The organism is Arthrobacter sp. SIMBA_036, assembly GCF_046535135.1.
Taxonomy (GTDB): Bacteria; Actinomycetota; Actinomycetes; order Actinomycetales; family Micrococcaceae; genus Arthrobacter.
This window is the reverse complement of sequence record NZ_JAWRXG010000008.1, coordinates 1-11,098: the sequence shown is the minus strand read 5'-3', so window position 1 is coordinate 11,098 and position 11,098 is coordinate 1. Positions and strand designations below refer to the sequence as shown.

Here is an 11,098-nt window from a genome sequence, read left to right as displayed (position 1 = left end):
TGTCATATCTCTAGGGTCCACCCTGGACGGTCATCTGGTGGATTTGCGGAAGAACAACCCATCGGCTGCAACGGCCACCAAGATGAGGATTCCTGTCACTACCTGTTGGTAGGTGGTGTCCCAATGGAGCAGGTTAAAACCGTTGCTGATGACGGTAAGGATCATGACTCCGATAAATGCCCTCCACATGGCGCCCTGCCCGCCCAAGATGCTGGTGCCACCAATGACCACAGCAGCTATTGCCGTGAGTTCGACCCCGACGGCCATGGCGGGCTGAGCGGAGCCGGCGCGCGAGGCCAGAATCATGCCGGCCATGGCGGAGCAGAGGCCGCTGATCGCAAAGACTGCAACGTGGATGGACCCCGTCCGGATGCCGCTCAAACGGGCGGCTTCCTGGTTGCCGCCTACGGCGTAGATCCTGCGGCCGAAGGTGGTGCGCCACAGAACGATTCCGAGCACCGTTGTCATCGCCAGCATCAATACGGAGCCGGCAGTGAGGCCGAAGAGGCTGGGCCAAGTCCAGTTTTGGAAAGACGGGAGCTGCTCGGGTAGAGGTGCGACAATTGCGCCGCCGGTAATCACAATTGCCAAGCCCCGGTAAATGATGCTCACGGCCAGTGTTCCGATGAACGAGTTGACCTTCGTGCTGACCACGATCAATCCTGTAATGGTCCCCAGGAGGGCGCCCACGAGCAAAGCTCCGATGAACCCTGCCGCAACGCCGAAATGCTGGGTGAGCATCACGCCCGAAATGGCCGAGACCGCGAGCGTGGCGGTCGAGGACAGGTCAAAGACCCCGCTGATGATGCACAGCGTGGCTGCGGCGGCAAGCAGCCCCACCACGGCGGCTTGGTCGAACAGGTTGATGAAATTGCGGCCCGTTAGGAATGTCCCGGTGTTCAGGGCCAGGAAAGCATGATGGCGGCCAAGCCGAAAACGATCCCGAAGTCTTTGAGGTTCAGATTGAACTTTTTCTCTGCCGTCGAGGGCACGGCAACTGACGTTGTAGTCACTTTGATTCACCTATTTCAGAAAAGCGGAGGTCATGACTTCATCGCGGGAGGCGTTTCGGTCGAACTCGGCAACAATGCGCCCGTGCCTCATGACATGGATACGGTGGGATAAGCCGAGCACTTCTTCGAGCTCGGAGCTGACGACGATGACTGCAGTACCTTTCGCAGCCAACTCGGCGATGATGTTGTGGATCCGGGCCTTGGCCGCGATGTCCACTCCCCGGGTGGGTTCGTCCACAAGCAGCACTGCTGGAGGGTTCAACAGCCATTTGGCGAAAAGTGCCTTCTGCTGGTTGCCGCCGGAAAGGTTGGCTACAGGTTGCCCGGGACGGGCGCCGCGCAGGTCAACGGATTTGCTGACGTCCTTGACGGCAGCTCTTTCCCGCCGGGCGCTGACGAAGCCGGCCCAGGAGCGTGCGGACAGGGTTGAGAGGGCGATATTTTCGGCGGCGGGCCGGGACATGACCAGACCCTGTTCTTTCCGCGACTCGGGTATGAGCGCGATACCGGCCTTGATGGCGTCCCTGATGGAGCTGGCTCGGATCGGCTGGCCATTGATCTCTACATGGCCACCGATGGTCCGGTCTGCGCCGAAAATGGCGAGCAGCGTTTCGCTGCGACCGCTGCCCACCAGCCCGGCGATGCCGAGGATCTCTCCGCGGCGGACCTGCAAGGATATCTCCTTGACCTTTGCACTCGTCAATCCGACAACCCGGACTACCGTGTCAGCTTCGGATGGAACGTGCGGAACCTCCGGTATGAGGAAATCGACTTCCCGGCCGACCATCAGACGCACAAGCGACTCCGGCGTATGCCCAGCGGCGTCTTTGGTGAGGATGTGCTGTCCGTCGCGCAGAATGGTCACCCGGTCCACCAACTCCAGTACTTCCTCCAGGTAATGGGAGACGATGAGGACCGTGGTTCCGCCGTGGGCCAGCCTTTTGATTACCTGCAGGAGTTTTTCCTTCTCGGCCTCGTTAAGGACCGCCGTTGGTTCGTCCATGCACAGCACGGTCGCTCCGCGGGCGAGGGCCTTCAGGATTTCCACCTGCTGCTGCTGGCCTATGGGCAGGGTTCCCACCGTGGCCCGCGGGTCCAACTCAAAACCGGTCTCCTCCAACAGCCGGGCAAGATTCTCCGCGTCCTTGTTGGGGTGGAGGAGGCTTCCCCTGTTCGACCAGCGGCCAAGGAAGACATTCTCCAGTACTGACAGGTGGGGGATTAGTGCCAGTTCCTGGGAGATGAGGGAAATACCGTGAGAGATAGCGTCCCGGGGGCTCGTGATCCTGACCGGGTGTCCGTCTAATTCCATGGTGCCGGAGTCCGCCATGATGGCGCCGCCCAGAATTTTCAGCAGGGTGCTCTTGCCGGCGCCGTTTTCCCCCATGATTCCGTGGATTTCCCCGGGCGTGACCGACAGCGTGACATCGTTCAGGACCGTGGTGCCACCGTAACGTTTCCCGATCCTGGAGACGGAGATTTCGGGGGCCGTCCTCCGGCTGGCATGCTCGCGATTTTCCAACTGTTGTATAGCCATGTTGACCTCTGGAGATCGAAGGGGATTTGGGGCCAGTTCCCCGGGGCCGAAGCGGTCAGGCTCCGGCCCCGGGTTGCCCGTTGAGGGACTGGATTAGTCGGAGTACTTTGAGACGTAGTTCAGGCGATCCAGAGCTTCTTTGGTGCCCTTGCCGTTGTTGGGAGAAAGGCTGGCCTCGTCGATGGCAGTTTCGACCTGCTTGCCGCGTGCCTTGGCAAGGCCCAGCTCGGTGGCCTTGGCACCGTTGGCCACAACGTCACTGACATAAATGGAGAACCATTTGCCGGACCGGACTGCTTCCACGTTGGATACGGATGCGCCGTTACCGATGAACTTGATGCTACTGTTCCCGGCGGCCGCGGCGGCTCCCGTGATGGCCTGGGAAGCGCCGATCACCACGTTCACATCCGGGTTTGCTTGTGAGACGTTCTGGAAGGCCTGGCGGCCGCTGTCCTGGGTGTACCCGCCTTCCACACTGGCTACTAGCTTGATTTTCGGATCCGTGGCCAGTTCCGCCTTCACAGCCTCCGTCCGGGCGTTATCCAAGGGCAGGGACTTAAAGCCTTCAAGGTAAGCTACCTTGCAGGTGTTGCCGGGCACCGTGGCGCAGGCTTCCTTGCCCATCTCGCCGAGCACCTTGCCGTTGCGGGTGGGCAGGTCCACGATGCTGATGGCCCCGGGGACCTGCGGCTGAATAGTGTCGAACTTGGGCCCGATGACCGAGAACTCCACGACCACCGTGATGCCCGCCTGTACGGCCTGCGTCAAAGGTGCGATGAGCGCCTGGTTGTCGTTCGCTTGGACGACTATCACCTCGAATTGCTTGGAGGTGACGGCGTCCTGGATTTGCTGGACCTGGGTTTGGGCATTGAAATTGGAGTCTACGAAGGTGGCGCTGGCGTTGTTGGCCTTGGCCGCCTGCTCGATGCCGAGGTAGGTGCCTTGGGCAAAACCGTTGGATTTGGCAAAACCGAAAAATCCAACGTTGAGCTTCTGGTCTGCGCTGGCAGCCGCTGCAGCAGTGGTGCTGCTTTGCGCGGGTGGAGCACATGCTGAGGTCAGCAGGGCCAGGCCCATGAGGGCCATAGCTGCGGCTGGACGCTTGGTGATTTTCACGGTCAGTCCTTTCTATGCGGCGTTTAGTAGCCGTAGTGGGTCTTGGCGAAGTCCTCGGTGATGAAGCCGTTGACGATGTCGTACTCAATGTCTTCATGTGAGCGTTTGGAGACGTGTCCGAACCCGCCGCCGCCCCCGACGGCCAAGCGGACCACGTCGCCGGTTTTGATCTTCCGTGCGTTGGCTTTCAGCGTCCGGACCTCATCGGGACGGCCGGGATTAATCACTACTTCAGGGCCTTGGGCATCAGAACCGCCGAAGAGGCCCCAAGCCGGCGTCTTGGATCTTTCGAACCAGAGGCCTACCACGCAGTCGGCAAGGAACTCGTATTCACGGATCACTCCGTTGCCGCCGCGCCACTGACCGGGGCCACCAGAGTTCGGGCGGATGGAGTACTCGTTAATCCGCAGCGGGTAACGGGTTTCCATCATTTCGATGGGTAGGTCCTTCAGCGAACCGTTGACGTTGTTGATCATGGCGGATTCGCCGTCCGTGCCCTGCCAAGCGCCCCAGCCGCCCAGGGTGGCTTCCATGCTGACAAAGTTCCGGCCAAAGCGGGGATCGAAGCCCGCTGCAGTGATGATCATTGAGTCGCCGTGGCTGGCACTGGCTACTCGTTCAGGCATGGCGGGTGCCATTGCCTTGGAGACCAGATCGATCAGCAGTCCCAGATGCGAGAAGTACCACTGGCAGGGTGCCGGGGCCACCGCGCCGAGCACCGAGCCGGAGCGTACTTGGGTGGTCAGCGGGCGGAAGGATCCGCCGTTGGAGTTGGAGTCCGGGCTGACAAGGAGCTTGTACCCCACACGCAGGGCCGACACGGCTTGGGCTGCGCCACAGTTGACCGGGCCCGTGGTCTGGTCAGCGGAGCCTCTGACGTCGAAGTCCACAGTGTCGCCTGCGACGGTAATCTTCAACCTGATGGGAATGGGGGTGTCCAAGTTGATGCCGTCGTTATCCAGAACGCCTTCGGCTTCATAAACGCCGTCGGGGATGTTGCCGACGGTTTCCCGCTCGATCTCCTCCGTCTGCCGGAAGATCTCATCGCGGGCAGCGTCGAGCTGCTCCATGCCGTACCGGCCCACCAGTTCCTTCATCCGGGTGGTTCCCATCCGGAGGGCGGCTATCATCGCGTGCATGTCGCCGATGGTCTGGTAGGGGAAGCGGACGTTGGTGCGGATCAAATCCACCACTGAGGTTTCAATGCCGGCTTCCATGAGCTTGACCGGCCCCATGCGGAAGCCTTCTTGGAAGATGTCCGTGGCATCCATGGAGCCGCCCACATCCTTGGAACCCATGTCCATCCAGTGTGCGCGGGTGGCGGCGAAGCCAACCAATGGGCCGTCATCGAAGATCGGCGCGAAGATGGTCACATCGTTCAAGTGCGTGCCGCCGAGGTATGAGTCGTTAAGGATCCAGACGTCCCCTTCCTGCCAGACCTCACGGCCGTACAGCTCCTCCACTGCGATGGAGCAGGTTTCGAGGTTGCCGAGGAACAGCGGGAGGCCGGCGGACTGTCCGAGTACACGGTGTTCGGTGTCCAGCAGTGCCACCACACAGTCCCCGCCTTCGTAGAGGATGGGGGAGTAGGCGGAGCGGATCAGGGTAGCGTTCATATCGTCCGCGGCGCTGGTGAGCGCGTTTCGGATGATTTCCACGGTTACCGGATCCAGGGTCTTGACTGCAGCGATTGTCATCGGTGGTTCCTCAATTTCCTTGTGTGTCTTCAGTGCGGATGACCAGGGAGCCGAACTCGTCCACTGTGACGTTGAATCCCGGTGGCACCACGGTGGTGGCGGTCTGCTCAACGATGATGGCCGGACCTTCAAAGGTGTGCCCGGCGGCCAGGTCGTCGCGTCGTACTACCGTGGTCTCGTGTTCTACGTGGTCAAAGACCACCCGGCGTATTTCGTGCTTGAACTCCGAGCTCTGTGCCGTTTCGAAGAGCGGTGCCTCCAAGCGGCCCAAGTCGCCCACTGCCTGCGTCCGCAGCGCGACGATTTCTATGGGTGCGCCAAGATTGGAGTGCCCGTAGCGCTCGTGGTACATCGCGGAGAAGCGGGCTGCCAGGTTGGCGACGAAGCCCTCCGCCTCAGGTTCGTCGGCGGACGTCAGGGGCACGTTGAGCGTAAATTCCTGCGACTGGTAGCGAACGTCCACGGAGGCGCTGGTTCGGCGGCTTTCCTCGGGGACGCCCTCGGAGATAAGGGACCTCAGACCCTCCACTTCCATCCTTTGCAGGACACCGGTCATGTCTGCCACATCGATGTCCTCATCGAGGAAGAAGTACGGCTCGGAGAAGTCCTTTCGGATGTTGGTTTGCAGCATGCCCCATGCCGAGAACGCGCCGGGGAACCTGGGAACAACGGTTTCCGGGATTCCCAGTTCCTTGGCCAGGAAGACTGCGTGCATGGGCCCGGCGCCGCCGAACGCGACGAGGGCAAAGTCGCGCGGTTCGATGCCGCGGGAGATAGTGATGGTCCTGATGGCTTGGGCCATCTGGGAGTTGGCCACATCGCAGATTCCTTCGGCCATGGCGATCGGGTCCAGGCCGAGTTCGTCTCCCACGGTTTTGAGGGCGGTGATGGCTGCCTCACGGTCCAGGGCTACTTGTCCGCCCGCAAACCAGTCAGGGTCCACTCGGCCGAGCACGAGGTTGGCATCGGTCACGGTGGGTTCTGTGCCGCCGCGACCGTAGCAGGCCGGACCCGGGGTGGCCCCGGCCGAACGCGGACCCACCCGGAGGCCGCCGGCTTCCAGCCATGCCACCGAGCCGCCGCCGGCTCCCACGGTGTGGATGTTAACGACGCTCATGAGCATCGGCAGGCCTTCGAGGTGGGCTTCGGTGGACACGTCGGGTTTGCCGTCGACAACCAGGGAGACGTCGAAGGATGTGCCGCCCATGTCAACCCCGATGAGATTCCGGTTGCCTGACACGCCGGCCAGCTCGACGTCGCCCATCGCGCCGCCCACAGGCCCGGACAACAGGGTCTGAAGGGGACGCTTCCGGGCGGACTCAGCGGTAAGCACGCCGCCGGAGGACTGCATGATGTGCAGCGGGGCCTCCACGCCGCGGTCCGCTAGCTTCCCTTCAAGGTCAAGGAGGTAGTTGCGGACCACGGGTCCCGTGTACGCCTCGACGACGGCGGACGAGGTGCGTTCGTATTCGCGCCACTCTTTCGCTGCTTCATGCGACAGCGAGACGGTGAAGTCTTCGCCCAGTTCCTCAAGCAGGATCTCGCGGGCACGAACCTCATGGGCCGGGTTCTTGTAGCTGAAGAGGAAGGCAACGGCCACGGCGCCATATCCTTCGTCCAGTGCTCGGCGTGCTGCTTGACGGACGGCCACTTCATCGAGCGGCCGGATCTCATGGCCCTGACCGTCGAGGCGTCCGCCGACGCCGATAACGTCCTTCCGCTCGACGAGGGGAGTCGGCTTGCGGTACTGGGCGTTGTAAAGCTCCAGACGTGGGCCCCGGGCAATATGATAAGAATCCTCGACGCCGGCGGTCGCCAGCAGCAGCACGGGAACGCCGCGACGCTCCAGGAAGGCGTTCAGGCCCTGGGTTGTGCCATGGACCAGGAACTCGATGTCTGAAAGGTCGGTAACAATGGACTCGAGGCCGGCAATCACGCCGACGCTCAAGTTGCCCGGTGTAGTGGATGCTTTCGTCGCCTGATAGGTCCCTGCGGTTTGGTCGTACGCCACGATGTCCGTGAAGGTTCCGCCGATATCCATCGACACCCTGTAGTTCGGCATGTGTATCTCCTCATGGTTCTGGGACGTGCACTTGTTGTGTGGTAAGTCACGTTAGCGGCGAGGATCTCGCAGGCCTGTGCATTCTGCACATTCTCAGTGAGGGCCAAAGGGCTTGCTGCCCAAGATCGCGCCTTGAAGGCCTGTTAGTGCGCGATTCTTTCGGTCGAATAAAGAAAACGAGAGTATGCGTGAAGGGCTTGACCACAGTGACCCCGTCCCCGAAGCCCGAGACCGGAACCGCCAACCCGGACCCGACAACGTCGCCGCCTGTCGCCCCGCCTGTTGCCCCGTCCGCACCAGCCGCGCCAGCTCCGGTCCCGCCGGTCGTCGTCGCTCCGCCCGCCCCTCCGGCACCTGCGGTAAATGATCACGACGCCGACAACAGTGGAGGTCCGGACGATGGTGACGGTAACAAGTAGCGTGAAGGGGGCGGGCAACACTCTCCGCGTCCCGGGGTGGGCCGTTGCCCGAACTGGCGATGGTGAACATACGAACCTTTGCGCGTCCGCGGGCTTTCGGAGGTCAAAGAGTCATGTGGGCCTTGTCGAAGTCGCGGTGGTGCTGCTCATCAGTGCTTGCGCTGCGATGGACCAGAAGCAGGTGACGGCGAGTGGCTCATCCGGGGTACGCAGTTCGCATGGTTTCAGTCCGGCCTCGCACCCGATGGATGGAAAACGATGGAACTTCCGGACCGAACGGCGGTACTGTCCATCCCGCCCGGTGCCATTGCGGTGCAAAGCGATCCCGGGAGTGTTTCGGCGGGAATCACAGCACCGAATGGTGACCTTCAGGTTTACTTCAATTCCACCCCCCAACAGGGGGATGAGTCGCAGGCCAACTGGCCGGGATCCCGCCTCGACCACCTATCGGGCGAACACGCCGCATCCGTAACCCAAACATCGAGCAGTAACGGAATGGTGTTCCGTGGTGGCACCGGTTCGTGCGTGGCCGACACTTACGTGACCACAATCGGCGCGCATCGGTACAGTGAGATAGCCTGTTTGGTTGCTGGCGGCCGGGGCAGCAGCGTACTCGTCGTCGCCGCCCCTGCCGACGCCTGGATCCGTTGCGCTCCCTTGCTGGAGCAAGCGGTGCACTCATGCCTGGCCGAATAGATCGGGCGGGGGAGTGGCCATCAGCCCGTTGTGAGCATTGTTCCGGGACCCTCAGGACTGCAGCCGCGCGGGGTAGCAAGCAGGAAGCTGAATATCGCTTCAGCTTATGGAGGAGCGTGATGTAATGGGTCTACTTTTGACGCCTGCGCCCGCTTCCCCCAGCTGGTTGCGCTGGAGCAGTTCGCAGCACAGGTTCCGCGCTCAACTGAACGAGGATCAAGAAATGACGCAAACAGATGTCTTTCAACGGCGTGGCATCCCCAGGACCCGGGTCCAGTTGCCCGTGCTGGGATTAGGAACAGCACCCATCGGGAACCTTTACCGGCAGGTCCCGGAGCAGGAAGCCGTCGACGCCGTCGCAGCGGCCTGGGACCGCGGCATCCGGTACTTTGACACTGCGCCTCATTACGGGCTGGGACTCGCTGAACGCAGGCTCGGCCGCGCGCTCTCGGGCCAGGACCGGAGCGAATATGTGGTGAGCACCAAGGTGGGTCGGCTCCTGCGTCCCAACCGGGCCCCCAGAGGTCTGGACACTGATGGCTTCGATGTCCCCGACGACGTTGTCCGGGTCCGCGACTACTCGCGGGATGGTGTGCTCCGGTCAATAGAGGAAAGCCTGGAACGCCTCGGCACAGACCGGATCGATATCGTCTACATCCACGACCCTGATGACTACTGGACGGAGGCCCTCGAAGGTGCGGTCCCGGCGCTCTCCGCGCTGCGCGACGAAGGTGTCATCGGAGCCTGGGGTGCGGGGATGAACCAAGCCGAAATGCTTCAACGATTCGTCATCGAGACCGACATTGACGTGATCATGCTGGCCGGCCGGTACACCCCTCTTGGAACAGGGAGCGGCAACTGAGTTGCTTCCTGCTTGCCTGGAACACGATGTGGCCGTGGTGAATGTGGGCGTCTTCAACTCCGGCCTGCTGTCCAAGAACAGGCCCGCGGCCGATGCCACATACAACTACGAGGCGGCGCCCCGGGAACTGTTGGACAGGGCCAACCAGCTGGCGGACATCTGCTTGGCGCACGGCACCACTCTGCCTGCCGCCGTCGTCGCATTCCCGTACCAGCATCCTGCCGTGACAAGCGTGGTCTTGGGCATGCGCACCCCGGAGCAGGTGCAACAAAACCTCGATTTGGTCGCCCGGTCCATCCCGCAGGCGCTGTGGGATGATCTGCGAGAGGGCGGCTTGATCCGCTAGAACAGCGGCACCAGCATCCCCACTGACTCAAGACCTACAGAAGGGGGAACTGGGAAGCCACGCAGCGTCCGAGGGAGCCACTCACGGCCGTGAGTTGCAGCCACGGTCGCCCGCCATTGTGGGAGGTTCCTCGTCAATTATTCGCTCCTGTTGATCTTGGGTTCGGGCCTCGCCTTCGTTGTCACGTGGCGGAACGGACTACCGAATTCCTCCATCTTTATCCTGAGCAGTTCGCTGAGAGCACGGGGTAGGGGCCGAGGCGAATGTGGTCGTTTTCATCGACGATGCCGGAGAAGTAGGTGATCACGTGATGCTGCATGGCTGGCGCCTGCAGATGACGGTGGCGGGTCGGCCGCACGCCCCGGCCGTCCTTCGTCAACAGCTGCATTCCAAGCACGCGCTGGAGCTCACGCACCTGCGCGGGGACGGGGGAGCAACCCGTGAGCTACGCGTTGCGCCTCTTGTGCCGTCCGGGCAAAAACGCGACGCCCTGCGGATCGGTGTTGATCATGCACCCATTCTGCACTGTTATCTCCCAAATCTTGCGCTTATATTGCAGACAATTTGTGACTAATCTCATGGCTACAGCGTTAGCGACAACGCCGATTGCACCCGCCGTCCGGGCCTGGACAGTAATTAGCTTGCTCACCTGATGCACCAACCCGCCTTAGAGGCGCGTGGCTTCGCGGCCCGTGCCGCCTAGACACAGCCCAACTCTAGAAAGCTTTTACTATGACTCAGCTCAACGACCAAGTACAGACTCTTCGAGTTAGCAGCAACGGGGAGGACTCGGTGGATATTCACCTGGACTCATCCAGTCCAGTGACCGTTCGGCTACAGCTGGATGGTCACTGCAGTTGCCAGCACGACGGCGAAAACCGGCCTGGTTCCTACGTTGACAGTGATCTTGGCGGCATCCGCTGACGGTGGCTGCCGCCCAGTACCACTCCCAGGTTGACGGAAGATCCGTCATGGGTTGGTCGTGGACCGTCGCTGGGGGAGTGCTGCCGGGCGGCCAGGATTTTCCAACGTCAGCTCTCACTGCGAAGGATGAAGCCCTGAACTGATCGCTCGGTGGCATCTGCGCCGTCCTGAGGCGCCTTGGCATGAGATGGCAGCAGATCTGGTCGGTTGTCCGCACGGATGCATGACCAAGCCAACGTAAAACTGCGGACGGCGGCATAGTTCACCAGATTGGGTTCCTGTCATGACCAGGAACTGCATAGCTCTTGGAGGAGGGGTGATTGTGCGTTGAATCCAATAATCACTGTTCTGATGGCAAAGTACGTTATCCGTTTTCTTCCCATGCGCGGGCGTTAGGGACGCTGATTCTTCTTGAAGACGATGTAG

Annotated in this window: 9 protein-coding genes and 1 pseudogene; 4 read left to right on the top strand and 6 right to left on the bottom strand. The window is 61.7% G+C overall.

Annotated features, from left to right (window positions below; all coding sequences use genetic code 11):
* Window positions 1–30: 30 nt before the first annotated feature.
* The 5 genes from SB659_RS11925 to SB659_RS11905 form a co-directional block, all read right to left on the bottom strand.
* The gene (locus SB659_RS11925) at window positions 31–843 is read right to left on the bottom strand and encodes an ABC transporter permease (protein WP_410550560.1); all 813 of its coding nucleotides are present in this window, start codon (window positions 841–843) and stop codon (window positions 31–33) included.
* A 180-nt stretch (window positions 844–1,023) separates the two neighbouring features.
* Window positions 1,024–2,550, bottom strand: a complete 1,527-nt coding sequence (locus SB659_RS11920) for a sugar ABC transporter ATP-binding protein (protein ID WP_410550559.1) — start codon at window positions 2,548–2,550, stop codon at window positions 1,024–1,026.
* A gap of 93 nt (window positions 2,551–2,643) precedes the next feature.
* Window positions 2,644–3,666: a sugar ABC transporter substrate-binding protein gene (locus SB659_RS11915; protein ID WP_410550558.1), complete on the bottom strand. Its 1,023-nt coding sequence runs from the start codon at window positions 3,664–3,666 to the stop codon at window positions 2,644–2,646.
* A 23-nt stretch (window positions 3,667–3,689) separates the two neighbouring features.
* Window positions 3,690–5,363, bottom strand: coding sequence for a hydantoinase B/oxoprolinase family protein (locus tag SB659_RS11910; protein WP_410550557.1), 1,674 nt, complete (start codon window positions 5,361–5,363; stop codon window positions 3,690–3,692).
* A 10-nt stretch (window positions 5,364–5,373) separates the two neighbouring features.
* Window positions 5,374–7,425 carry a hydantoinase/oxoprolinase family protein gene (locus SB659_RS11905; protein WP_284977870.1) on the bottom strand — a complete coding sequence of 684 codons (2,052 nt, stop codon included), beginning with the start codon at window positions 7,423–7,425 and terminating at the stop codon, window positions 5,374–5,376.
* Window positions 7,426–8,102: 677 nt separating this feature from the next.
* Between SB659_RS11905 and SB659_RS11900 the strand changes: the two genes are divergently transcribed.
* The 3 genes from SB659_RS11900 to SB659_RS11890 all read left to right on the top strand — a co-directional run bounded on the left by SB659_RS11900 (window position 8,103) and on the right by SB659_RS11890 (window position 9,748).
* Window positions 8,103–8,540, top strand: coding sequence for a hypothetical protein (locus SB659_RS11900; RefSeq protein ID WP_410550556.1), 438 nt, complete (start codon window positions 8,103–8,105; stop codon window positions 8,538–8,540).
* Window positions 8,541–8,763: 223 nt separating this feature from the next.
* Window positions 8,764–9,402 (top strand): aldo/keto reductase, encoded by a 639-nt coding sequence (locus tag SB659_RS11895; RefSeq protein WP_350224861.1) that lies wholly within the window; start codon window positions 8,764–8,766, stop codon window positions 9,400–9,402.
* 34 nt (window positions 9,403–9,436) lie between these two features.
* Window positions 9,437–9,748 carry an aldo/keto reductase gene (locus tag SB659_RS11890; protein ID WP_410550555.1) on the top strand — a complete coding sequence of 104 codons (312 nt, stop codon included), beginning with the start codon at window positions 9,437–9,439 and terminating at the stop codon, window positions 9,746–9,748.
* Window positions 9,749–10,094: 346 nt separating this feature from the next.
* Here SB659_RS11890 and SB659_RS11885 read toward each other — a convergent pair.
* Window positions 10,095–10,328: pseudogene (locus tag SB659_RS11885) on the bottom strand (LysR family transcriptional regulator); the annotation flags it as partial.
* 152 nt (window positions 10,329–10,480) lie between these two features.
* Here SB659_RS11885 and SB659_RS11880 point away from each other — a divergent pair.
* Window positions 10,481–10,672 (top strand): hypothetical protein, encoded by a 192-nt coding sequence (locus tag SB659_RS11880; protein WP_284977866.1) that lies wholly within the window; start codon window positions 10,481–10,483, stop codon window positions 10,670–10,672.
* The last annotated feature ends 426 nt before the right edge of the window (window positions 10,673–11,098 follow it).

Excerpts from the sequence above, each read along its gene's own strand:
- SB659_RS11910 (WP_410550557.1), bottom strand. The coding sequence starts at position 5,363 with ATGACAATCGCTGCAGTCAAGACCCTGGATCCGGTAACCGTGGAAATC.
- SB659_RS11905 (WP_284977870.1), bottom strand. The coding sequence starts at position 7,425 with ATGCCGAACTACAGGGTGTCGATGGATATCGGCGGAACCTTCACGGAC.
- SB659_RS11920 (WP_410550559.1), bottom strand. The coding sequence starts at position 2,550 with ATGGCTATACAACAGTTGGAAAATCGCGAGCATGCCAGCCGGAGGACG.
- SB659_RS11900 (WP_410550556.1), top strand. The coding sequence starts at position 8,103 with ATGGAACTTCCGGACCGAACGGCGGTACTGTCCATCCCGCCCGGTGCC.
- SB659_RS11880 (WP_284977866.1), top strand. The coding sequence starts at position 10,481 with ATGACTCAGCTCAACGACCAAGTACAGACTCTTCGAGTTAGCAGCAAC.
- SB659_RS11895 (WP_350224861.1), top strand. The coding sequence starts at position 8,764 with ATGACGCAAACAGATGTCTTTCAACGGCGTGGCATCCCCAGGACCCGG.